This is a genomic window from Flagellimonas pelagia (assembly GCF_003584135.1).
Lineage (GTDB): Bacteria > Bacteroidota > Bacteroidia > Flavobacteriales > Flavobacteriaceae > Flagellimonas > Flagellimonas pelagia.
On sequence record NZ_QXFI01000035.1, the window covers coordinates 107,507 to 132,086 of the forward strand.

Here is a 24,580-nt window from a genome sequence, read left to right on the forward strand (position 1 = left end):
ATTCTACCGGTTCAACCCTTTCTTTTTCTTTGTTCTTTTGGACTTTTTCTTGTTAATATCATCCTTGAGTTCCAGTTTGAAAGGATTCCACTCAGCTTCTTCCAATAAAGGCTCGACTACTCCATTTCCTTTAATTTCTCCCACATAACTTTTTGATTGTTGAGCAGAATTTTCAGTGCTTTTTGCAATCCCATTATTTCTTGGTTCAACCTTGACTGTTCCATCATCGTTTCCTTCGCCAATTTTATCAGTTCCTCGTTCTTTTCCATTAGCCGACAGTATAACTGAACGGTCTCTTGTTTGCTCATAATCGATTTGTTTTACGATACTGTTCCATGAAAAATTTTTACCAAGGGTACTGCCTTTATATACTATGCCCTGATAGTTGAATGAAATGCCCGAAACCCTTCCTGTGGTTATGCTAATGTTGAATCTTGGCGATATACTTAGCTCTTGCAGTAATTTGACAAATTCAGTTGTATCCGTTGCCCTTGAAATTGCCAAACCAATCCGCTCCTGTAGGATAAGTTTGATAGGTACATCGCCTGTTCTAAGGGTTTTCTCTATTTCCTTATGATCAAGTGATTTTTTTGCACTGGCTTTTGTTGAAATTTGGGTCAGTCCATAATTCCTTTCCAGACCATTGAGCACTTCCCGGCTTCTTCTTTTAATGTTACTATCATTTGTTATCCTACCCGAATACCTTACCCTATTGGCCACTATATGGATATGTTCGTGTTCTGTGTCGGTATGGCGGTACATAATGAACTGGTTGTTATCGAAACCCATTTTCATCAGATAGTCGCATCCCAATGAAGCAAATTCTTTATCGTCCAATTGGTCAGAGTACGGCAAGTTCAAGGAAACATGGAGGGCCGCATTCCCAAGTCCCGGACGCAATTGCCTGATCAAATTGAATTCCTGTGTCATGTTTACCGCTGTGGAATGCTCTATATTGGAATCGATGACATATCCTACTCCTTCGTTTACCTTTTTTTCATTGTAGACCAGAACACCATAAAAATCCTTCCCTATTGTTATCTTACCTATCATTGTTCGAGATATTTGATTTGAGCTGTTTCAATAACATTTTTACCTCCTCCAATTGTATATGGATGCTGAAAGGGTCACGGATACCTGAGTTCGAGACCCTAGCGAGTTGGTTCAGGTTGTTTCCCATCCGACTCAGCTCGACAAACAGTTTCCGGTCCAACGGATCTACCTTTTTCTTTGGTAGGGGTTTTCCTGTACATTTTCTTCGGATATATTCGGCTATGGACAATCCAATTGTCTTCGCATTGTTTCCAATGATCAAGTGTTCGCTTTGTGAAACCCTGAAGGCGATGACAATCGTCCTTTGTTTTGATATGTCCTTTTTAGGTCTTGCCATTTTCCATGAATTTGGTATTGCTCAAAAGGTCATTTGTAAACGAAGTGCGCAGTTTTTGTTTACAAAAACACAACTTGCTTCGTGACCTCCGATTAATTATATGACAAACCTATGGCCTATGGTTTGTTTGCAAGGGATTTGCCGTACACGGTCTTATGTACGGCAAATCATCGGAGGGCATTTTCAGAAGGAAAAATCTAAAAACTAAAGTAAACGAACCAAGGGATTTCCGGGGAAAGTCGAAAAAACGGCCAATACATTCCTATTTACAAGGTTTTGCCTTATTGTGCCGACGGTCCAATTTTTGTCTTGATCAAGCAAAATGAATAATATATTGACAGTGATAGACTCTGAATTATTTCATCCGAGACAATCTTAATTTTCGTATGGACCAAAAATGGGAAGGGAGAAAAATATAAATGGGGTGAAAGGAAACGTGAAAATTTGTCATTATCCAAAACCGTGGCGGAACACAGATCCAAAAAGACTTGCTTTCAAACTTGTCAAATACCGCAGTTCAGAACTCAAAACATCTTTACCATCTTTAAAGCAATGATATGATCCATCCTTGATCAGTATATTCCATATCATAGTATGCCATGATAACTAAGATGAAATGGACAGGCCAAACACCAGTGCCCCTTGATTCTACGTAGGTAATTGGTATACTCGGTTATTAGGTGGATTTCGCTAAAGACTATGTCCATTTCCACTATAAATAGGATTATTTAAACAAATGAACATTCGTATGGACATATATATGTATGATTGTACAAATGTACGATCGTATAAACCTATGAATATGTAATTATTTATAAACAATTACACTGTTCCAATGTTATTTTTGAATTGGCCATATGGACTTTCAGTCTATCAAAGGGTAATCCGGAATTGGGGAGCATGGAACATTGGTGCAGGATGCAGGGTTAGCAATGTTCCTTTCACATGAATTGAGCCGAATAAATAAGGGGTCTGTTTGTAGGAAATAAATGTCCGCCCATACTTCCGTGATCTTATTTACGAAAGGTGGGAGAAATGATTTTGGTTAGCCGTACCTGTTCACACTATGATGATTGGGTCTCGAGATTATACGATTTATGATAAAGTTTAGGGAGAAATATCACCCCTTTTTTCTTTCTCCCTTTCCACAAAAAAGCACCCGAAGGGTGCCAGTATGTAGATTTTATGCACTGATTAATTTCCATAGTCATTTCCAAGTTAAAAGTGCTTCTTGATTTATTATTAAATAGTATACTTTTAGTTGAAGTAGCACAATCAGGTGACGACGATACTGTATCCCGTCCAAAAGCCCTACCTTGATTATGGATATCACCGGAAACTGTCATGGAAGATAGGGACAGGGACCATAGATTCCCGGATAACGGAAATTGACAATCTGTAGAGAGGGGGGTACGCCCTCAACTAGGGGATGCAGGACCTTTCCAATTCACGGACTTCTTACAGTTTGTGAGGGAAAAATAATTTTAAACGTTTAAATATTTATATTCGTAGCATGAAAAAAAGGGTTTCCTTAAAAGATATTGCAAAAGAAGCAGGAGTGTCCATAGCTACGGTATCCTACGTTCTTTCCAAGCAGAACAACACGGGAATCAGTCGTGAGGTCACCGAACGGATAAAACGGATCGCCGCAGAACTCAATTACCGGCCAAATCAGATTGCCAAAAGTCTCCAAAGTGGCAAGAGCCATACCATAGGATTGATAGTTGCGGATATTTCGAACCCCTTTTTCGCACTGATTGCCAGGATTGTTGAGGACGAGGCCAAGAAGCACGGCTATACCGTCATCTTTGGGAGTTCTGATGAAAAGGCTTCCAAATCTGCCGATCTGATCAAGTTTTTGCTCAATCGTCAAGTGGATGGTTTTATCATTGCACCTGCTGAAGGATCCAAAGACCAAATCGAATATTTGAAGGCACAAAATGTACCCCTAGTTTTGATCGATCGTTATTTTCCCAAGCTTGAGACCAATTATGTGGTTATAGAGAACTATTTGGCAAGTTTTGAGGCGACCGGACGATTATTGGCCAATGGGAACAATAGAATCGGGATGGTGGCCTATGCAACTGAAATGCAGCACATGCAGGAACGTATAAGGGGATATCGGGATGCCCTGGCCCAAGATGGTATATCAGATACATTTGTACATGAAATCAAGTTTTCTGCCATTCAAAGTGAAGTGGAGGGGGCGGTCGATCAAATGCTGAACATGAACGACCCTGTAGACGCCATATTCTTTGCCACCAACACACTTGGAATCATAGGATTGAAATATCTGAACAGATTGAAAGTATCCATACCAAAGGATGTTTCAGTGATCGTATTTGATGAAAGCGAGGCATTCGACTTTTTTTATTGCCCATTGACCTATGTAAAGCAACCTCTCCATGATATGGCGAAAAAAGCGGTCGAGGTACTGGTGGAACAAATTGCCGATCCCAACAAGGGATTCCATAAAATCAAGTTGGGAGCAAAGCTGGTACTGGGCGATTCCTGCGCTTGATCCCGATCAATCTTCAATAAATACCCTATGTTAAAATCAAATTATAAAAAAATAATTTGTTACTTAAACGTTTAAATAATATATTTGAATGCGACATTGATAATATTTTATTGAATTATTGAACAAAACCGTACCAATGACCATTAAAAAATACAGAGTTATTAATCTTTCCCTGACCTTGGCCCTATCCTTTCTTTCTATGGCTTCAATGGCACAGACCAACGATTCGTACAATGGCCTGAATCCAAATTTGGGCAATATATATAGATTGTCCGATGCAAAAACACGATCCATAAGCCCTGAAAATTTTGACGGTACCCCAGGTAAGGGCGGTATGGCTGAATTGGGAGATGGCACGGGAAGCCATGCGGCCCGGGAACTGGGCCAAGGTTGGAAAGTGAGTCCCTCTGTAAAGATAGGGCCGGGGGAGACCTTTACCTTGGCGGAAATAGAAGAGGAGGGGGCCATACAGCATATTTGGATGACCCCTACTGGAAACTGGCGTTTTTCGATATTGCGGTTTTACTGGGACGGGGAGGAAGAGCCTTCGGTGGAAGTTCCGGTAGGGGATTTTTTCGGAATGGGATGGGGAGAATATGCCCCTTTGAATTCCTTGCCCATAACGGTGAACCCTGGAAGCGCTTTCAATTCCTATTGGCCCATGCCCTTTCGAAAAAAGTGCAGGATCACAATGGAGAATATTGGCACCGAAGAAATGTACCTGTACTACCAGGTAGATTACACACTGACCAAGGTGCCAAAAGATGCGGCGTACTTCCATGCACAATTTAGAAGGAGCAGCCCCACGGTGGGTTCCATCCATACCTTGGTGGATGGTATAAAGGGGAAAGGGCATTATGTGGGCACCTATATGGCATGGCAGGTCAACAACAGGGGTTGGTGGGGAGAAGGGGAGATCAAATTTTATATGGACGGGGATAAAAAGTTCCCGACCATTGCGGGAACCGGGACCGAAGATTATTTTTTGGGGTCGTACAATTTTGAGAACAAGAGGGAAAAAGCGTATGAAAGCTACTCCACGCCCTATGCAGGACTCCACCAGATCATAAAGCCAGATGGTCTCTATGATTCCCAACAACGTTTTGGACTTTATCGATGGCATGTACAAGATCCCATACGGTTCGATAAAGATTTAAAGATCACGATACAGGATTTGGGATGGAGGAGCGACCACAGGTATCTACAACAGAAATCCGATATAAGTTCAGTGGTGTTTTGGTACCAGACCGAACCCCATGCCCATTTTCCAAAACTTCCCTCAAAGAATGACCTTGAGGTCAATTAGATATTACATCCATGAAAACAAGAATAACGGTACTTGTACTAGTGTTTGGAACGATACTATCGTGCAGACTAAAGAACGATCCCAAACCAGATGATGCCCATAAGATGAAATCAACCATTACTTCTCAGGAAGACAGTTTCGGCAGGGACGTGGCCTTTTTGACCCAGTGGGACCCGGATATGGTCATATTGCATTCCAATGATGCCAAAGTGGCGGTTTCCCCCAAGTATCAGGCAAAAGTGTTTACATCCACGGCATCGGGAGACCATGGCAAAAGCTTGGGCTGGATCAATTATGATGCTTTTGGCAAAAAAGACCCCCACATGAATGCTTATGGGGGGGAGAACCGGTTTTGGTTGGGCCCGGAAGGCAATGCTTTCTCCTTTTATTTCAGCCCGGGCAAGGAGTTCTCCTTTGAGAATTGGAGAACCCCCCCACCCATAGATAGTGAGCCGTGGAATTTGAAGGAACTGACCGGGACCGAAGTGGCCATGGAACTGGAAATGGAACTGAAAAATTATGCCGATCATGACTTTAAGATCAAAGCGGAAAGAAGGGTGGCCTTGCTTTCCACAGCGGAAATTGAAGACTTGCTGGAAGTTAAAGTGGATGGGCTCCAATCTGTCGGTTACAAGACAGAAAACAAGATAACCAATATGGGCAAAGGGCCTTGGACCAAAGAAACAGGAGCGCCATGCATCTGGATGTTGGACATGTTTCCCCCTTCTGATGATACCATGATCTTTATACCCTATCAAGATGGGGTTGGGGGCAAGGTGGCCACAACCGATTATTTTGGTGAAATACCGAATGATCGGATCAGCTATGACCGTGGAATGCTCTTTTTCAAGGCGGATGGCAAGTCAAGGGGAAAATTGGGGATTCCACCGATAAGGGCAACCCATCTGGCCGGCAGCTATGACGCTGTGAACCATGTATTGACCATCACTGTTTTTGATATTGATCCCAATGCTGTTTATCTGAACCAGGAATGGAACATACAATCGGATCCGTTCAAAGGGGATGCCATCAATGCATACAATGATGGCCCTTTGCAGGATGGGGCACAAATGGGCCCGTTCTATGAACTGGAAAGCGTTTCGCCAGCAGCTTTTTTGGCCCCAATGGAATCGTTGTCGCATGACCACACGGTATTGCATTTCACAGGAGGGCCCCAACATCTTGATAAGGTCGTTGGAAAAGTTTTTGGAACAACGATCGAAGAAATCACAAACTCTTTATAAACAAACAATGACAAAAAAACCTACATATCCTAAAATAGGGATACGTCCGATAATAGACGGAAGATTGGGAGGGGTACGGGAATCCCTTGAAGGCACTACCATGAATATGGCAAAGAATGTGGCCAAGCTCTTTGGGGAAAAACTTAAATATCCGGATGGCAGTCCTGTTGAATGTGTGATCCCCGATTTCTGTATTGGGGGAGTCAAAGAAGCAGGGGACTGCGGAGAATACTTCAAACTGCACAATGTTGGGGTATCGCTTTCGGTCACCCCATGCTGGTGCTATGGTACAGAGACCATGGATATGGAGCCACATTTGCCCAAGGCAATATGGGGATTCAATGGCACGGAACGCCCGGGAGCTGTATACTTGGCGGCCACTTTGGCCGCCCACAACCAAAAAGGACTGCCCGTCTTTGGAATCTATGGGGAAGATGTCCAAGATTTGGATGACTCACGGATAACTCCTGATGTCCAAAAAAAATTATTGTCGTTCGCCAGGACTGGATTGGCGGTATCCATCATGAAAAATCGTTCCTATTTGGCCATCGGAAGTGTATCCATGGGCATAGCGGGATCGATGATCGATCCCGACTTTTTTCAGGACTATCTTGGGATGCGGAACGCGTATGTGGATTCTACGGAAGTGTTGAGGCGCATCGAACAGGAAATCTACGATAAGGAGGAATTTCAAAGGGCATTGGAATGGACAAAGGCCAATTGCAAGGAGGGAAAGGATTACAACGAAGCGGAAAGGCAGAGATCCCGTGAACAAAAGGACAAGGATTGGGAATTTGTCGTGAAGATGACTCTTATTATCCGGGATTTGATGGTGGGCAATCCAAAATTGAAGGAAATGGGCCATGGGGAGGAAGCCATGGGGCATGATGCCATCGTTTCCGGTTTTCAAGGGCAGCGCCAATGGACTGATTTTTTGCCCAATGGGGATTTTTCCGAAGCCATACTCAATTCTTCTTTTGATTGGAACGGCATTCGGGCGCCTTATATGGTCGCAACGGAAAACGATGCGCTCAATGGGGTTTCGATGCTGTTCAATTATCTGTTGACCGGTACGGCACAGATCTTTGCCGACGTCAGGACCTATTGGAGCCCGGATGCCGTGAGACGGGTGACCGGATGGAAGCCCGACGGGATGGCCTCTGAGGGGTTCATTCATTTGATCAATTCGGGTTCCGCCACCCTTGATGGAACGGGTAGGCAGGAAAGGAACGGCCGGCCTGTGATGAAACCCTTTTGGGAAATTGAACAACGGGAGGTGGACGCCAGTTTGAAGGCGACCACTTGGTATCCTGCAAACCTCGGTTATTTTAGGGGTGGGGGATACTCATCAAATTTTCTTACCAGGGGCGAAATGCCTGTCACCATGTGCAGGCTCAACCTGATCAAAGGGTTGGGGCCGGTACTTCAAATAGCGGAGGGACATACGATAGATTTACCGCAAAATGTGCATGAAATACTGGATGAAAGAACGGACCGTACCTGGCCGACCACTTGGTTCGTACCAAAGATAACGGGAAAGGGGGCATTTCGAAATGTCTACGCTGTCATGGACAATTGGGGAGCGAACCACGGGGCCATCAGCTATGGACATATCGGGCATGACCTGATCACCTTGGCGGCCATGCTGCGTATCCCGGTATGCATGCACAATGTTGAAGAGGAACGCATTTTTAGGCCCTCTTCATGGAAAGCCCATGGGATGGATCCGGAAAGCTCGGATTATGGGGCCTGTAAAAATTACGGACCACTGTATGGAAAAAACGGATAACGTAATGGGCATTATGAAAAAGACCACAGATCATGTGCCGGTGACCATGCCGGGAAATAAATGGCCTTTCATTCTCATAACCAGTCTTTTTTTTCTATGGGGGCTTGCCAATAACATGACAGATACGCTATTGGCCGCTTTCAAGCGCATTATGAGCATGACCGATTTTCAGACCTCATGGATTCAAATGGCCTTTTACGGATCGTACTTTCTTTTGGCACTGCCAGCTGCCATTTTGGTCAAAAAATATACATATAAATCAGGGGTCCTAGTGGGGCTTGGCCTTTTTATCATCGGAGCCCTGCTTTTTTATCCAGCAAGTATCAGTATGGTATACGGTCATTTTTTGGTGGCACTTTTTATACTGGCCGGAGGGCTTTCCATATTGGAAACCGCGGCAAACCCCTACATCATATCCATGGGTCCTGAGGAAACGGCGACACGGCGGTTGAACCTGGCCCAATCCTTCAATCCCATTGGGAGTATCACTGGAATATTGCTGAGCAAGTTCTTCATTCTCTCCAACCTCAATCTGTTGGATGCCGGGGAACGGGCGAAAATGGCCCCGGAAGAGCTGAAGGATATCCAATCAGGAGAGCTTACCTCTGTGATGGGGACCTATGTGGGTGTCGCTTTTTTTCTTTTGCTCATTTGGATTTTGGTAAAAATAACCAAAATGCCCATGGTAAGGGAGAAGACCAAGGACTTGGATATTATGGGGTCGATAAAGCGGCTCTTGTCGAACCGAAATTATTGCTGGTCTGTAACCGCGCAGTTTTTTTATATGGGTGCACAGATAGGGCTCTGGTCCTATACCATTCGATACGTAATGCAGGAATTGGGCAAAAGTGAGGATGACGCCTCGGTGTACTACTTGGCCTCCATTGTCCTGTTTTCCGGATCTCGGTTTGTCTTTACGGCCTTGATGAAGTATATCACTCCCAGAAAGCTATTGTTCATAGCGGCCGCATTGGGATCGATCTGCACACTTGTTGTCATCCATGGCAAGGGTATGTTGGGCGTGGTGGCACTTGTTCTGGCCTCTGGTTGCATGTCACTCATGTTTCCCACCATTTATGGCCTTGGCATGCAGAAATTAGGGGATGATTCAAAGATTGGGGGATCAGGATTGATCATGGCCATTCTCGGCGGGGCAGTGTTGACAAGTGTACAGGGAATGGTTTCGGATGCCACGGGAAGTATCCACCTATCCTTCTTTGTGCCCTTGGTCTGTTTCTTGATCGTGGCCATATATTCAAGTTTGCAAAGGAACCTACAGCAGGGACTGACTTAAAATAGGGGAATGGGAAAGGAAAGTTATGTAATTGGAGTCGATTATGGTACGGGATCGGTTCGTGCCTTGTTGGCAAATGCCCAAAATGGCAATGAAATTGCAGTTTCAGAGTTTGAATTTCCAAGATGGAAAAAGGGAATGTACTGTGATTCTTCCAAGAACCGGTTCAGACAACATCCACTGGATTATATGGAGGGGTTGGAACACACTGTCCGCGAGGTCGTGGCAAAAGCGGATAGGGGGATAGTAGAAAATGTCAGGGCGATAACGGTGGATACCACGGGTTCCACACCCGTAGCCGTGGACAGCAAAGGTGTTCCATTGGCCTTGAACAAGGCATTTGAACACAACCCCAATGCAATGTTCTTTTTGTGGAAAGACCATACCGCGATCCAAGAGGCACACGAGATCAACGAGCATTCCAAAAAGTTTGCCGTCGATTATCTTAAATATGCCGGGGGCATTTATTCACCTGAATGGTTTTGGGCCAAATTGTTGCACGTCCTCAGGGAAGATGCCGAAGTTGCCAAGGCCTGTGCATCCTGGGTGGAACACTGCGATTGGATGCCATTTTTGCTCACTGGGGGCACGGATATCCGAGAAATGAAACGGGGTGTCTGCGCAGCAGGCCATAAGGCACTTTGGTCCGAAGCACACGGAGGACTGCCCCCAAAGGATTTTTTCGTTCAGTTAGATCCATTGATGGACAAATTACAGCATCCACTTTTCACCAGAACATATGGTTCGGACACCATTGCTGGAAAACTGTCCCCGTATTGGGCGGAAAAATTGGGCCTCCCGATAAATACCCTGGTTGGTGTCGGGGCATTGGATGCCCATGTAGGGGCGGTGGGAGGACAGATAGAGCCCTATTACCTGAGCAAGGTGATGGGAACCTCCACCTGCGATATGATGGTTGCACCGGGTGGGGACGGCATTGATCTGATCAAGGGAATATGTGGACAGGTAGATGGGTCGATTGTACCGGGAATGGTGGGTTTCGAAGCCGGACAGTCCGCTTTTGGGGATGTCTATGCATGGTTCCAGGATTTGTTGACCGCAACGACCTTTAAAGCCATACGGGACAGCGATATCCATGAGCGTACAAAGGAACAATTGCTGGAGGGGATATCCAAAGGTTTGTTGGAGCGATTGGGGGAGGAGGCATCTAGGCTTCCCTTATCCATGAATTCAGAACTGGCAATGGATTGGTTCAATGGTAGAAGGACACCCGAGGCCAATCCCTATGTCAAAGGGGCGCTTTTGAACCTGAACCTTGGAAGTGACGCCGCCAGAATCTACAGGGCCTTGGTGGAAAGCACCTGCTTCGGGGCCAAACGCATTGTTGAACATTTTGGGGACAACAATGTTCCCCTGAAGGGAATCATAGCCTTGGGCGGGGTGGCCAGAAAATCAAACTATGTAATGCAGATGATGGCAGATGTCCTGGACCTGCCCATAAAAGTGCACAACGCGGAACAGACCTGCGCCATGGGAGCGGCCATGTTGGCGGCAACCGTTGCGGGCGTACATCAAGATGTGCAGGAGGCCATGGGTAAAATGGGCCATGGCTTTAGAACAACGTACCATCCCAACGGGGACAGGACGGCACTGTACGGCAAACGGTATGAACTGTACAAGTCGACAGCCAATTTTTTGCAGGACACCTGTATGGGAAGTATCACAGGACAGGAAGATTTAAGATAAAGAGTAACGGGAACAAAAAACAATAAAATGAAAAAAGCAGGAATAGCAAAGGCCACTCCGTGGTTGACAATTGGTTTTATATGGTGCATAATGGGCCATGCCCAAGCACAGATGGAAAATGACCAAGAGCCTATTTGGCAATCCAAAGGGTACACCTCGCACCGGATTTCGAGTTATGACCGTAGTGGGGCCAATGATGACGGGAATTGGAAAGACAAGATCAAGCCAGGAGAAACAAGGACCATAGGCGATATCAAAGGGCCGGGTATCATCAAGCATATTTGGACCACCATAGCCAGCAATGAACCTTATCACCTGAAAAAAATAATCCTTCGGATGTATTGGGACGGTGAAAAGACCCCAAGTGTTGAAACACCGATCGGTGATTTTTTTGGATTGGGTCTGGGCAAATACAACTTGTACGAATCAAAGTTCACATCGGTCGGGTCACAACGGGCACTGAACGCTTATTTTCCAATGCCATTCAAAGCATCCGCCAAGATCACGGTCACCAATGAGGGGGATGTCGCCATTGACGCTTATTACTATAACATTGATTGGGAAAAGCATGGGTCGTTACCTGACAACACCCTATATTTTCATGCACAGTACAGGCAGGAAACCCCTACGGATGGTTGGACAAGTGAATGGGCCCGAAATAGCGACAGTACCATCAACAACCACAAGAATAGCGATGGAAAGGGAAATTATGTAATTATGGAGGCAAAGGGGAAGGGACATTTCCTCGGAGTGACCCACAGTATCATCCAAAACCAAGGTGATTGGTGGGGCGAAGGGGATGAGATGATGTTCATTGATGGGGACGATCTGCCCAGTATCAATGGAACAGGTGCCGAGGATTACTATCTGGGCGCGTGGTGCTATGGCGGTTGTGGCATCAACCCATTTGGTAATGAAAGGCCCGAGTTTGATTATGATGGTTACGGAAACCCTATAAATGGAGGGGACGACCGAGGGGCACAATGGACAGTATATCGTTTTCACGATGAATCTCCCATAACCTTTGAAAAATCGTTCAAGATGACCATTGAACATGGCCATGCCAACCATCGATCGGACAATTATTATACAGTGGGATATTGGTACCAGACCGAACCGCACTTATCTTTTCCCTCGCTTCCCACCGTAAAGGACAGGATACCAAGCTTAAAGAATACAGAGGGCCCCACAATGGGCAAGAATTGATTATATAATAAAATTTTACACTTTTTTTTGTTAAAAAATACTATTTAAACGATTAAATTTTTGTAAATCGATAAAGTCTTTTTATTTTAGTTAAACGTTTAAGTAAATAACCAGCTAATCCTATTTATATGAAACCAAAGTGTTTAAGATCAAAGCGTTTTTTAGGATGCCTCTCTAGAGGAAAAAGGGATATCGGAATCGGCTTGTTGCTGATACTGATATTGGGAGCCGAACTTGCCTATCCAAGGGAATTGGATATAAAAACGATGGAGGCAAGGGTACAAAAGATCATAACCGGGATGGTTACCGATGAATCAGGGGTTCCTTTGCCGGGGGTTACGGTATTGGTAAAGGGCACCGAGAATGGGACCTATACGGATTTCGATGGAAAGTTCACCATAGCGGCGGACAGTTCGGATGTTCTGGTACTGTCCTATATCGGTTATAGGACCCAGGAAGTTTTGGTGGGACAGCGTACAGATATGGTAATCGGTATGGAAGTGGGGTCGGAACAACTGGATGAAATAGTGGTCGTTGGGTATGGCACCCAAAAACGTAAGGATGTGACCGGTTCCATTGCATCAGTGGATACGGAAAATATTGGGCTGAGACCGGTAACCTCCATTGAACAGGCCTTGCAAGGTGCCGCCCCGGGATTGAACATTTCCCAAAGGAATGCATCTCCTGGGCAGACGGCAGCCATTACCATTAGGGGTGTCGGCTCACTTTCGGCAGGCTATGAGCCATTATGGGTGGTCGATGGTTTTCCCACGGATCAAAGAAACGCTGAATCCATAAATCCGAGTGATATTGAATCGGTGGATGTTTTAAAGGATGCATCATCCACTGCCATATATGGATCGAGGGGGGCCAATGGGGTGATCATCATAACGACCAAAAGGGCAAAAGCGGGCAAATCCACCTTGGAACTGGACGTTTCATCGGGCCTGGCCAGCGTGCCCGAAAGCTTTAGGTTGGATGTGCTGAATGCAAAGGAGTATGTGCAGTTCATGACCGAGAGCTATGCCAATAGAGGTGCGACATTGCCTTCTGAAATTGTGAACTGGGACGGTGTCACGGATACCGATTGGCAGGATTTGGTCTATCGTACCGCCCTGTACTCAAAATATAACCTTTCTTCTTACGGGGGGACCGAAAAGAGCAATTATCTGTTCTCGGGGAGTTATATCAAACAAGATGGCGTGACCATAGGTGAAAGCTATGAAAAATATAGCGGCCGTTTAAAGGCGGAGACCAAGATAGGGGATAAGCTCACCCTGGGCCTTAACATGGCCCCAAACTACTCCATAGAGGAAACAAGTGGCAGGGAGTGGCCCGGAGGACCGGAATTTCCACATGTCATCGCCGCACTCATGCCCCCGATAACGCCGGTGAGAAATGCAGATGGTTCCTATGCCATTGGCCCCAATGGAATGGTCAATCCCTTGGAATCCGCTGAAAACTTCAGTTTTCAGATAAAGCGGTTTCGGATGTTGACCAATGCGTATGCCATTTTTGAATTGTTGGATGGCCTCAACTTGAAAACCAATATCGGTTCCACATTGAATTACGACAATCATGAAACCTATGATACCCCTACAGGTGTCAATAGGGACGTCAATGATTTTGTGTACTTGAACGTAGGGAAATTCTCAACCATTGGTTGGCTGAGCGAAACGACCTTGAATTATAAAAAGCTGCTCGGGAACCACTCCATAGATATTTTGGCCGGGTATACCGCGCAAAAAGAAAAAAATGACGGCGTGTGGGCATCCGTCAATGGTTTTGATATTCTTGGTCCAAAAATCATTGGATTTGGAAATGCAGAAACATTGAACGCCAATAGTGTTAGGGATGCATCTTCCCTGATCTCTTATTTGGGGAGGTTGAATTATGCCTATGATGACAAGTATTTACTGACCGCCACATTTAGAAGGGACGGCAGTTCAAGATTCGGCACGAACAGTAGATTTGCCAATTTTGGATCTGCTGCCATAGGATGGAGGGTATCCAAGGAGAAATTCTTGGAAAATGCAAAATTCCTGAACGATCTTAAACTCAGGGCAAGCTATGGAAGAACAGGGAGCAACAGTATTCCCAATTACATTGCAAAGCCGAGCCTTACCTCCATACGGCACTCATTTGGGAGCAGTCAGGTCACCGGTGTCGTGAATGCAGATCCAGGCAACATCAACCTTACGTGGGAGACCTCGGACCAAGTGGATATGGGATTGGACCTTTCAATGTTCCGTAACCGGCTCACCATTATTGGGGATTATTATAGAAATACCACATCCGGACTGTTGTTGAACAAACAGATCCCGTTGTCCTCAGGATTCCCCAGTGGATACTTGACCAATATCGGACGAATGCGCAATTGGGGATATGAGTTTTCCCTAACGGCGGATATTGTGGACAATGAGGACTGGAAATGGACCATCGGTGGAAATGTCACAAGGAACTGGAACAAGGTGTTGGATCTTGGCGGGGCCGACCAAATTCAAAAATGGTATGGGGTGCTCAGGCATGTGCCGGGCCGGGAATTCAAAGAGATCTATGGTGTAGAGGTCATAGGGGTGGCCAGGCAAGGTGATGGTTCGGGTGTTGCACCGGGAGATCTGATCTTCAGGGATGTTGACGGTGATGGCACAATTGGGAGCTTTGTTACTGCGGATGGAGTACCGATAGGATCCCCTAACCAAGATTGGGCGTATGGAATCACATCGACACTCCGCTATGGACAATTTACGCTGTCCACCTTGCTTCAGGGACAGGCAGGCGCCCAAATGCAGGACTTCAACTTGAACCAGATTGCCAATGGTGCAAACATTAACAATGTGTCCAAGAAGTTCCACTATGAGGGCAGATACATCGATGAAGACCATCCGGGCAATGGTCATGTGCCCAGGGCGGGAGCTCTGGTCACCAGTGCCGGGGGTGTGGGTTCCGTATCTTCGATCGCGATACAGTCTACCGATTATTTAAGGATAAAGAACATCAGCCTATCCTATGATTTTGACAACGAGCTCTTGAAGGTCTATGGAATAAACAGATTACGACTGTATGGCTCCATAGAGAACCTGTATACCTTTACGAATTTTATCGGGGGCAATCCCGATGCGGTCAATGGAAGTATCGGTCCGGTGGGCCCCTCTAGATTGCCCGGAATATCCGACGGCAGGGAAATAGGCATCAATGTGATGGCATCACAGCCCCTACCGCGAATAATGACCATTGGTCTGAACATCACTTTCTAATTAAAAAAATGAGTTATGAAATATCAAACATCAAAATTAAAGGAAAGGTCATTGGGGTTTGTCGCATTCTTTGCCCTAATGTTGTTTGCGTCATGTAGTAATGATTTTCTTGATATAGGTGCTGAGGACCGTATTGACAAGACCACATTTTACCAAACCGATGCAGAGCTGGTCAATGCCATAAACGGTGTGTATGCAAAACAGCGTATCGTCTTCAACCATTATGGTACGTACTATTTACAGGACAGTAGGTCGGACAATGCCGCCCTGAACCAACAAGACCAACCCGAAAGAGTGGCATCCGATGTGTTCCAAGAGCTGACCAACAACCAAGAAATGCTTATTTCCTGGTCACAGCTCTATGATGTGGTCAACCACGCCAATGCCATTATAGCCAATGACCGAGAAGTGGAGGGGAATCAGGAATTGGTGAAGAGGATCATTGGTGAGGCCAAGTTTTTAAGGGCATACACCTATTATCAGATTGTGACGACCTGGGGCGGTGTTCCGCTTCGGTTGCTTCCTTCGGAAGATTTTGACAATATTGTAGTGGGTACCTCCCCAGAGAGTGAGGTATATGAACAGATCAAAGCCGATCTGGACGACGCCATTGAAGTGCTTCCAGCGACTTACGGTGGAGGAAAGGGCAATGAGGTAGGGCGTGCGACCAAATATGCCGCATTGACCCTTTTGGGCAAAGTGGAGCTACAACTTGGCAATAAATCCGATGCGGAAACGAACTTGAGGCAGGTATTGGGACATTATCAGCTTCTGGACAATTACGCCGATATCTATGCCGCAGGAAACGACAATACCCAGGAATCGATTTACGAAGTAAGCTTTGACCCAGCAGGCAATACAGGCTATTCACTCCCCAATTGGTTTATTCCCAATGATGAGGCAATACGGCTCGGGATTGCGGCCGGAGGTAATCCGGCACAGATTTTGCAATTATTTCCCACCCAATCGTTGATGGACGAATTTGAGGCTGGAGACCTTAGGGCAGCGGCCACTTTTAGCATTGCCTTGGGCGATAATGATCCCTACGTGAGCAAATTCATTGATTTGGCGGCGGCCTCACAAGGGTATAATATCAATATGGTCTTACTGAGGTATTCCGATGTACTGCTGAGTTTGGCAGAGGCCATAGGGGAAAACAACGAGGCATATGACCTGATCAATCAGGTCAGACGGCGTGGATTTGGGTTTGATCCCAACACACCGAATGCTTCCGTGGATATCGACATGGCCAGCCCAGGGACCTTCCAGGAAAAGATACTGCACGAAAGACGTGTGGAATTCGCTTTTGAACATCAGCGTTGGACCGACCTTAAAAGGCTCAAGACACCTGAAGAGGTGGTCCAGATGATGAAAGACCAACTGTTTGAACAGGAAGGAAAAAACTATGATGTGAAGACAACGGATTTGCTCTTTCCCATACCCTTGTTGGAAATCCAAATATCCGATGGTGCCGTTACGCAAAACCCCGGCTATTGAAGTTGATTAGTGGCGCTACTTTGAAAAGTGGATGGAAACCATGTCCCATCTTGAATGAACCTGGACCATAAATCATATCTTAGACAGGAATGGATAGATTGAAAACCAAAATTGTAAAAGGAATGGGCAAACAACTAGTGTTGCTGATGTCCATGGCATCGATCGTTCTGTCGTGTACTTTTAGGACGAAAGAAGATGGGGTATTTGCACAATTGCCCCAGGAAATACGGAAATACATAGATTCAATCCATGTGACGCCCTTGGGAGCGTACCATCCAGAAATAAAAGTGGAAAAAATGGGCGATGGTATGATCAATGTGCGATTGACCTATACCATTACGGACACGTTGAGACAGAACGATTGGAGCATTGGGATTGTTCCCAGTTTTAGGCCCGAGTTCAACTGGGCCCCTCATTTGACCCCTACAGATGAGCATATCATTGCCCAGCATGTTTTCCGGGCCCCGGCCGTAATCATGTCAAATGATACCAAACTGATCGCCGTACTACCGGACATCGACCTGATCAAAAATGGCTCTCCCGTGAAATGGTATATGGATATGGATGCACCGGGGAACATGATCGCATTGGGAGCGAGCAATTATGGGGTCAAAGAACATGTTCTGTTCACAAAGGAAGAGGGGGCCGTTTACCCTCCTGGAAAATTTGAGTATGGATTCAAAATCTTGGTCAGTGACAAAGCTGCCGATATTGCCAATCCATGGCGTAAAATACTCTCGTACTATTGGAGGGAATATGGAAAGCCCCTATATGATCGGGGAGAGCCCATTGCAACGGATTTGGACGCCTATGTGGAACGTACCTACAAATGGGCTTTCGGGAGTTGGAAGGAGGCGGTTTGGCAAGAATTCAAAATTAACGGCAGAACTGTAGGGGCCCCAGTTTTTATAGTGAACGTGACCCAAAGCCCAAATTATGGAAAAATGGTGAACGAAAGGGAGTTCAGGTCCATATGGAACCAAGCGTGGTTCAGTTCCCTAAGGTCCGCTTCGGGATTGTACCGTTATGCCAAAAAAACAGGAAACGATACACTGTTGCAAAAAGCAAAACTCGGCAAGGAACTGGCCTTGGCATTTCCACAGCAGAATGGCTTTTTCAACGGTTTGATCGCCACTGAAATGGAGAAGACCGAGGTCGATGGGGAAGAATACAATAAATCGAAGGGATGGGGGTCATATTATTTTGGAAACTCAAACCGAAATCCTGTGACATGGGATGCAAAAGAGTCCCCATTCCATATTCTGGATATGAGTTGGACTGCATACCTTATGCTGAAATGGTATGAAGACCTTGAAAAGGATAAACGCTTACTTGATTATGCTGTTCGCTATGCAGATGCACTTGTCGGAATTCAAGGAAAGGATGGTTTTTTTCCTGCATGGTTGGACAGGAATACCTATGAACCCTTGAACATCCTAAAAAAATCCCCTGAATCATCAATGTCGGTCACTTTCTTGTTGGAACTCCATAAGATAACGGGCAAGTCTTCTTATCGTGACGCAGCGTTAAGAGCGATGGATGCAGTTATTGAAGAAGTGGTCCCGGTCGGGAAATGGGAAGATTTCGAGACGTATTGGTCCTGCAGTAGGTACGGGGGGGACCATTTGGGAAGGAAGTTTGAACGGAACAATATGTACAAACAGAACAATTTCTCCATTTATTGGACAGCGGAGGCTTTGTTGAACGCCTATGGACTCACACATGAGAAGCGGTATCTTGACATTGGACAGCGAACCATGGATGAGCTTTTAATGACGCAGGCAAGTTGGCAACCTCCCTTTATCTACGTAAAAACCTTGGGGGGGTTCGGTGTCATGAATGCCGATGGGGAATGGAACGATTCGCGGCAAAGCCTATTTGCCGAACTGATCATGAGATATGGAGAGGTCACATCAAATCTGGAATATAAAGAAAGGGGGATGGCGGCACTCAAGGCATCTTTTATCATGATGTACTGCCCGGAAAATCCAATAACCAAGGAACAGTGGGAAAAAAAGTTTCCATTTTTTGGTCCTGAGGACTATGGTTTTATGATGGAAAATTATGGGCACGGTGGCCTGACCGATTCCATGGGATTGGGAATAGGGCCATTTACCATATATGATTGGGGAAATGGCGCAGCTGCAGAAGCGTACAATAGGATAATGGACCATCAAGAACTGGTGCCGATCAAGAAAAATTGAAAGGAAATTGTTTGAAACCGGATAGTTTTAATATAGTATGTTTAGTTAGTTTTAGTCAAGGTCAGTTTCCAGACAAAAAGATAGCAATGAATTTTTTATCTTGAATGCCCAAAGGGGCATCGTGTTTGGAAACGGACCTTTTTTGTAAGGAACCTTTTTATGTTTAAAGGAAAAATAAAGGATTATGGATTTGGGATTGAAAGATAAAGTGGTCGTGGTGACCGGAGGGGCATCCGGGATTGGAAAGGGAATACTGCTTGCCTTGATCGGGGAGGGGGCGGTACCTTGTATTTTGGATAGAAATGACACAGCCATAAACGCATGTATGGATGAATTGGGAACGCTTGGCGAGAAAGTCATCCCTCTAAAAGTCGAATTGACCAATGAAGAGTCCTGTAAGAAGGCGATCAAGGATATTTTAAACAGAACAGGAAAAATCGACGCCCTAGTAAATAACGCAGGGACAAATGATGGAGTGGGATTGGAACACGGATCGCCCCTCAAATTTTATGGGTCATTGGAGAACAACGTAGGGCATTATTATTTAATGACCCATCTCTGCCTCCCATTTCTAAAGGAATCGAAAGGAGGTATAGTGAACATAGTATCAAAAACCTATACGACGGGACAAGGAGGTACTTCGGGATATGCGGCGGCCAATGGGGCCCGGGTATCCTTAACGGAACATTGGGCCCGAGAGTTCGAAGAATACGGAATTTCGGTGCACGCCGTAGTGGTCGCCGAATGTTGGACCCCCCAATATGAGTCATGGATATCAAAAAGGGATAATCCCCAAGAGGCATTGCAGGATATCAATTCCAAAATACCTCTGGAAAATAGGATGACCACTGTTGAGGAACTGGCGGACACAACACTTTTTCTACTTTCCAAGAAATCCAGTATCAGTAGTGGACAAGCCATATCCATTGATGGTGGATATGTACATTTGGACAAGTGATTGCTGACCGAAGTCATGGCCACATCCATTGTAAAGGACCGATGTTTTCTTGCAGGGCTGTTTTTCTGAAAATAAAACTTGTTGGCACTGTTTTTACCCAAGGTGTTTACTGATACATTCCAAATTGGAATCTCATTTTCTTTTTAAAGGGCATAAGAAAAGGCGTGACCCAGGTGGGAGAGAAGCTGCCCCCACAACACTTTGTAAAAGAATATCGTTTCTTTATTGTTTCCATAAGAGGTTTAAAATTCAGTCATACTCAAGTAAATATGAGGGAATATCCCCATAGGTGGGTACTTTAAACAGTTTTTTGATAGGATGGATGAAAGCAAACTCTGTATGGGGAACTGTTTGCGCAATTTTTCAGTAGGAACAAATCAAGGTGCGAACATTGAGACCTGCCAAATTATATTCGATCCAAGTTCGAATTGTATTCAGTCTTTGAAAGAACTTGTTTAGGGGTACATATATCTGCCAAAATAACAAGGACGGAAATGTATAAATTCCGCCCTTGTACCAAACTAAACTAAAAAAAACTAACTCAATAATTAATCGTTCATATTTCAATTTTTAGGAGACCCATTATGTTTGTTGCAATGAATTCCTTCTTGGATCGAATATTATCAATATCCATTATTCTCCGTTCCCAAACTGGGATTTCTTTGGAGTTCCGGTCCAGGTAAGGGCAACAGCATATGTTTTTGTTCGATTTGCTTTCCCTGTTCAGTGGTGTGCCCGACAGCATTCACAAAAGATATGGATCCGGGCGATACAGCCACGGGAAATTGACCTGTACGGATGATATCGAACCAATTCTTAAATTCGAAAACGAGCTCCCGGTGCCTTTCCTTCCATACTTCCTCCACAAAGGCATCTGTTCCCAAACCGGTCAATTCGGCCTCGATGTCGACCAAATCGGTTTCCCAATATGCTCTGGCACGTACCTGGGCCAAATAATTTACCGCATCGGCATTTACCCCGTTGGCCTTGGCCATTGCCTCGGCGGCTATCAACAGTACATCCGCATAACCGTACACTGCCAGGTCTTTACCTGAATTTGCTGTTTCAAAAATAGCGGTATCATCGTGCCAAACAAAGGGAGAGGGGGAGAATGTTTGCCCTGTGGGTACAAAAACACTATGGAAGTATTGTCTTTCCTGTACTCTGAGGTCCTCAGTGGAATCATAAAGATCAAGAAATCCCTGGGAAGGCTGGTACCCTCCATTGGTGATATCGTACAATACTTCAGAGGCAAGGGCTACCGGATAGGAATATCTTGGATAGACCGAGGTACTTATCTCAGGGTCATACTCCTTGATATAGATATGTTCAATGGCGGATGCATCTCCTTTCCTGATCTTGTTATAAGCGGAGTTTTCCAAGTCGACCACTCCAGGGGAAGATTCGTTGTGCCCTACTAGACCATAGCTTCCATACACTCCGTTTATGATATCCTGTGTCAGGGATGCCGCATCTGCATACCTGTTGGAATTTAAGGGATTGCCACTCATGGTGAGGTACACATCCGCCAGTAAGGTGGCCACTGCGCCAGCAGTGACCCTTTTGCCATTGTCAACCATGCTCACTGTGGGTAGGTCCCCATGTTCAAGGGCTTCTTTTAAGTCTGATTCGATCAATGCATAAACAGCTGCTATCGGACTCCTTTCCAAGTAAAGGTTTTCCAAGGATTCATAGGGTTCCGTAGTAATCGGCACCGGACCAAACCATCTGACGAGATAATAGTAGGCAAAGGCCCTGAAGAACTTTGCTTCTGCCAATAGCTGATTCTTCTCGGCGTCGCTTAGTTCGGGAGTCTCCGGAATATACTTTATAGCATTGTTCGCTCTGGAAATGCCTAAATAAAGCTCCCTCCACCTGTCCTGTAGATACCCACCAATGTTGTCTCCATTGAGGGTTAATTGTTGGGTGTTGCTCACGTGGAGTTCCTGACCTGCATATTCATTGGTAAAGAAACCTGACATATATCCACCCAGCATCAAGGGCGTTCCACTGTATACCCCTCCATCGGTCATGCTTGGGGCACCGGTCCTGTTGAGGGAGTTCACGGCACTGTAGGCATGGTCCGGCTGTGAAAAAAATTGGTCACTGTCAGTTCGCTTAGCGGCTTCTCTTCCAAAAAGTCGGAACAGGAACCCAGTAAGATCACTCCGATTAGAAAAACTATATCTTTAATTCTCATGATGTTTTCTTTTTATGGATTAAAATTTGAGGCTGCATCCCAAGGTGAATGTCCTGGGCTTTGGGTATTGGAAGAAAAAGATGTTCTGTCCCCATTGATCTCCACCCCAAGAGGTGGCTTCTGGATCGTAGCCCTGAAAATCCTTGGAATGGATCACAAAAGCATTCTCCAGACTGGCATATACCCTTAGGCTGTTCAGACCGGTCAAATCCAAAAAATTTTGATTGAAGCTGTAACCCAGCGAGAAAAGATTTCCCCTAATATAGGACCCATCCACCACCCATCTGCTGTCCACTTGGCTATTTTGACCTGCATAGGCTTGGTTTCTGATTTCTTGAACCATGGTATTTTGGTTGTTTTCGGTCCATCCATCATAAAGAATGGTCGCCAAACCGTTGGCAATTCCTGAGCGGTCCTCTGTGGAATGATAGAATTGCTGCATGATTTCAACACCCGCAACAAATTGGAGATCAACGGTAAGGTCGAAGTTTTTATATCTAAATGTATTGATGAAACTTCCACTAAAATCGGGAAGACCTTTTCCAAGGATTTTCTTCTCGGCGGATCGTTTTGCCTCTCCTGGAACGGCACCGACCAAGGCGGCCTCGTCTGCTTCATCCGTGCCCCAAGTGCCCAAACGCTCATAGCCCCAGAAAGAGCTCAAGGATTCACCTACCCGAAGAATGGTCTGGCTTCCGGATACCCAAAAAGGTCCAGGCTCTATATCCTCATCGTTTTCGCCCAAACTTTCAATCTTGTTTTTATTGTAGTTGATATTGAACGATGTTTCCCAATTGAAATCAGGTTTGCGAAACAATTCGGCCGTAACCATCGCCTCAATTCCCTTGTTGGAAACAGATCCAATATTATCCCTTACCGAGGTAAACCCCGAAGTATAGGGGACGGGCCTGTCCAATAAAAGATCTTTGGTGAGTTTGTCGTAATAATCCACTTCCAAACGCAATCTATGGTCAAGGGCCGACAGATCCAGACCAATATCGTGTGACTACGTCAACTAAAAGTGTACTATTTTGATAATAAATCAAGAGACACTTTTGACATGGAAAAGACAAGAGAAATTGAGCAATACTTAAGATGGAAGTTCAAACTAAGAGTACTTGAATTTGCAAAAGATTATGGAAAGGTCAAGGAGACCTGTGAAATGTTCAATGTTAGCAGGAGCAGCTATTTTAATTGGAAAAGAAAGTTTGACAAACATGGAGCAAAGGGTCTTTTAAGGAAAAAGAGGGAAGCTGATACCTACCCCAATAGAATCAATCAGAAAACGGTTGATCTGATATTGGACCTTAGAAAGGAATACAAACTTGGCACATGGCGCATCAAATGGTATTTGGAAAGATATCACAGTATCAATGTCTCTGAATCAAGTGTCTACAGAACCCTGAAAAGGAATGGTATCAAGCCGCTCGAACGAGCCGTTACCAGAAAAGCGATGGGACCTAAACGCTATGCCAAGAAAACCCCGGGCCACCATGTTCAAGTAGACGTCAAGTTCTTGGTTTTCCACACCAAAGAAGGAAAAAAGATAAAAAGGTATCAGTACACGGCGATTGATGATTGCACACGTATCAGAGCGTTGAAAGTATATGAAAGGCACAACCAATCAAGTTCCATTGACTTTATGGATTATGTGGTCGGTATGTTCCCGTTCCGAATCCATACCGTCCAAACCGACAATGGGCATGAATTCCAATCCAAGTTCAATTGGCATGTGAAGGACCTTGGCATGGAGCACCGTTATATAAAGCCCGGAAGACCCCAGCTCAATGGAAAGGTGGAACGGTCGCACCTCACGGACAAAAAGGAGTTCTATCAACTATTGGACTACTCCGACGACGTGGATTTGAACAAAAAAATAAAGCAATGGGAAGACTTTTATAACTTTGATAGACCACATGGTGCATTTAAGGGAAAGACACCCTATGAAATTTTAATGTATCACTTGAAAAAATAAGAATTCAGTGCCATTTTAGCTGAAGTAGCACA

Annotated in this window: 17 protein-coding genes; 12 read left to right on the top strand and 5 right to left on the bottom strand. The window is 45.2% G+C overall.

The features are described 5' to 3' along the window. Window positions 1-3: 3 nt before the first annotated feature. Window positions 4-1,053, bottom strand: coding sequence for a relaxase/mobilization nuclease domain-containing protein (locus D2V05_RS16940; protein ID WP_119648710.1), 1,050 nt, complete (start codon window positions 1,051-1,053; stop codon window positions 4-6). Next, a complete protein-coding gene (locus tag D2V05_RS16945) occupies window positions 1,043-1,390 on the bottom strand; it encodes a plasmid mobilization protein (protein WP_119648711.1) in 348 nt (115 codons plus the stop codon). Before D2V05_RS16945 ends, D2V05_RS16940 begins: the two co-directional genes overlap by 11 nt. A gap of 1,513 nt (window positions 1,391-2,903) precedes the next feature. Here D2V05_RS16945 and D2V05_RS16950 point away from each other — a divergent pair. From D2V05_RS16950 to D2V05_RS17000, 11 genes are all read left to right on the top strand, one after another. Next, complete coding sequence (locus D2V05_RS16950; RefSeq protein WP_119648712.1) at window positions 2,904-3,911, top strand: LacI family DNA-binding transcriptional regulator; 1,008 nt, start codon at window positions 2,904-2,906, stop codon at window positions 3,909-3,911. Window positions 3,912-4,047: 136 nt separating this feature from the next. Continuing rightward, window positions 4,048-5,217 (top strand): glycoside hydrolase family 172 protein, encoded by a 1,170-nt coding sequence (locus D2V05_RS16955; protein WP_119648713.1) that lies wholly within the window; start codon window positions 4,048-4,050, stop codon window positions 5,215-5,217. Window positions 5,218-5,228: 11 nt separating this feature from the next. Further along, window positions 5,229-6,461 (top strand): DUF6786 family protein, encoded by a 1,233-nt coding sequence (locus D2V05_RS16960; RefSeq protein ID WP_119648714.1) that lies wholly within the window; start codon window positions 5,229-5,231, stop codon window positions 6,459-6,461. Between the two features lie 7 nt (window positions 6,462-6,468). Next, complete coding sequence (locus tag D2V05_RS16965; protein ID WP_119648715.1) at window positions 6,469-8,250, top strand: L-fucose isomerase; 1,782 nt, start codon at window positions 6,469-6,471, stop codon at window positions 8,248-8,250. After that, window positions 8,234-9,544 (top strand): L-fucose:H+ symporter permease, encoded by a 1,311-nt coding sequence (gene fucP, locus D2V05_RS16970; RefSeq protein WP_220473570.1) that lies wholly within the window; start codon window positions 8,234-8,236, stop codon window positions 9,542-9,544. The genes D2V05_RS16965 and fucP overlap by 17 nt, the downstream gene beginning before the upstream one ends. 9 nt (window positions 9,545-9,553) lie before the next feature. Next, window positions 9,554-11,251, top strand: a complete 1,698-nt coding sequence (locus D2V05_RS16975) for a ribulokinase (RefSeq protein WP_119648716.1) — start codon at window positions 9,554-9,556, stop codon at window positions 11,249-11,251. Between the two features lie 27 nt (window positions 11,252-11,278). Beyond that, entirely contained in the window at window positions 11,279-12,457 is a 1,179-nt protein-coding gene (locus D2V05_RS16980) for a glycoside hydrolase family 172 protein (RefSeq protein WP_119648717.1), read from the top strand. A 128-nt stretch (window positions 12,458-12,585) separates the two neighbouring features. Next, the gene (locus D2V05_RS16985) at window positions 12,586-15,714 is read left to right on the top strand and encodes a SusC/RagA family TonB-linked outer membrane protein (RefSeq protein WP_119648718.1); all 3,129 of its coding nucleotides are present in this window, start codon (window positions 12,586-12,588) and stop codon (window positions 15,712-15,714) included. A gap of 15 nt (window positions 15,715-15,729) precedes the next feature. Continuing rightward, on the top strand, window positions 15,730-17,211 hold the full coding sequence (locus D2V05_RS16990) for a RagB/SusD family nutrient uptake outer membrane protein (protein WP_119648719.1): 1,482 nt from the start codon (window positions 15,730-15,732) through the stop codon (window positions 17,209-17,211). Window positions 17,212-17,333: 122 nt separating this feature from the next. Beyond that, the gene (locus tag D2V05_RS16995; protein ID WP_147378305.1) at window positions 17,334-19,415 is read left to right on the top strand and encodes a glycoside hydrolase family protein; all 2,082 of its coding nucleotides are present in this window, start codon (window positions 17,334-17,336) and stop codon (window positions 19,413-19,415) included. 184 nt (window positions 19,416-19,599) lie between these two features. Beyond that, window positions 19,600-20,373 carry an SDR family oxidoreductase gene (locus tag D2V05_RS17000; protein ID WP_119648721.1) on the top strand — a complete coding sequence of 258 codons (774 nt, stop codon included), beginning with the start codon at window positions 19,600-19,602 and terminating at the stop codon, window positions 20,371-20,373. Between the two features lie 623 nt (window positions 20,374-20,996). Here D2V05_RS17000 and D2V05_RS17005 read toward each other — a convergent pair. Genes D2V05_RS17005 through D2V05_RS17010 form a run of 3 tightly spaced genes read right to left on the bottom strand, consistent with a single transcriptional unit; the run spans window position 20,997 to window position 23,570 of the window. Beyond that, window positions 20,997-22,439, bottom strand: coding sequence for a RagB/SusD family nutrient uptake outer membrane protein (locus D2V05_RS17005; RefSeq protein ID WP_220473571.1), 1,443 nt, complete (start codon window positions 22,437-22,439; stop codon window positions 20,997-20,999). After that, the gene (locus D2V05_RS19780; protein WP_220473572.1) at window positions 22,436-22,573 is read right to left on the bottom strand and encodes a hypothetical protein; all 138 of its coding nucleotides are present in this window, start codon (window positions 22,571-22,573) and stop codon (window positions 22,436-22,438) included. Before D2V05_RS19780 ends, D2V05_RS17005 begins: the two co-directional genes overlap by 4 nt. A 19-nt stretch (window positions 22,574-22,592) precedes the next feature. Then, window positions 22,593-23,570, bottom strand: a complete 978-nt coding sequence (locus D2V05_RS17010) for a SusC/RagA family TonB-linked outer membrane protein (RefSeq protein WP_335341107.1) — start codon at window positions 23,568-23,570, stop codon at window positions 22,593-22,595. A gap of 63 nt (window positions 23,571-23,633) precedes the next feature. On the opposite strand from D2V05_RS17010, the gene D2V05_RS17015 reads away from it, so the two are divergent. Then, complete coding sequence (locus D2V05_RS17015; RefSeq protein WP_119646114.1) at window positions 23,634-24,548, top strand: IS481 family transposase; 915 nt, start codon at window positions 23,634-23,636, stop codon at window positions 24,546-24,548. Window positions 24,549-24,580: the final 32 nt, after the last annotated feature.

Excerpts from the sequence above, each read along its gene's own strand:
- D2V05_RS16940 (WP_119648710.1), bottom strand. The coding sequence starts at position 1,053 with ATGATAGGTAAGATAACAATAGGGAAGGATTTTTATGGTGTTCTGGTC.
- D2V05_RS16945 (WP_119648711.1), bottom strand. The coding sequence starts at position 1,390 with ATGGCAAGACCTAAAAAGGACATATCAAAACAAAGGACGATTGTCATC.
- D2V05_RS16950 (WP_119648712.1), top strand. The coding sequence starts at position 2,904 with ATGAAAAAAAGGGTTTCCTTAAAAGATATTGCAAAAGAAGCAGGAGTG.
- D2V05_RS16955 (WP_119648713.1), top strand. The coding sequence starts at position 4,048 with ATGACCATTAAAAAATACAGAGTTATTAATCTTTCCCTGACCTTGGCC.
- D2V05_RS16960 (WP_119648714.1), top strand. The coding sequence starts at position 5,229 with ATGAAAACAAGAATAACGGTACTTGTACTAGTGTTTGGAACGATACTA.
- D2V05_RS16965 (WP_119648715.1), top strand. The coding sequence starts at position 6,469 with ATGACAAAAAAACCTACATATCCTAAAATAGGGATACGTCCGATAATA.
- fucP (WP_220473570.1), top strand. The coding sequence starts at position 8,234 with ATGGAAAAAACGGATAACGTAATGGGCATTATGAAAAAGACCACAGAT.
- D2V05_RS16975 (WP_119648716.1), top strand. The coding sequence starts at position 9,554 with ATGGGAAAGGAAAGTTATGTAATTGGAGTCGATTATGGTACGGGATCG.
- D2V05_RS16980 (WP_119648717.1), top strand. The coding sequence starts at position 11,279 with ATGAAAAAAGCAGGAATAGCAAAGGCCACTCCGTGGTTGACAATTGGT.
- D2V05_RS16985 (WP_119648718.1), top strand. The coding sequence starts at position 12,586 with ATGAAACCAAAGTGTTTAAGATCAAAGCGTTTTTTAGGATGCCTCTCT.
- D2V05_RS16990 (WP_119648719.1), top strand. The coding sequence starts at position 15,730 with ATGAAATATCAAACATCAAAATTAAAGGAAAGGTCATTGGGGTTTGTC.
- D2V05_RS16995 (WP_147378305.1), top strand. The coding sequence starts at position 17,334 with ATGGGCAAACAACTAGTGTTGCTGATGTCCATGGCATCGATCGTTCTG.
- D2V05_RS17000 (WP_119648721.1), top strand. The coding sequence starts at position 19,600 with ATGGATTTGGGATTGAAAGATAAAGTGGTCGTGGTGACCGGAGGGGCA.
- D2V05_RS19780 (WP_220473572.1), bottom strand. The coding sequence starts at position 22,573 with ATGAGAATTAAAGATATAGTTTTTCTAATCGGAGTGATCTTACTGGGT.
- D2V05_RS17015 (WP_119646114.1), top strand. The coding sequence starts at position 23,634 with ATGGAAAAGACAAGAGAAATTGAGCAATACTTAAGATGGAAGTTCAAA.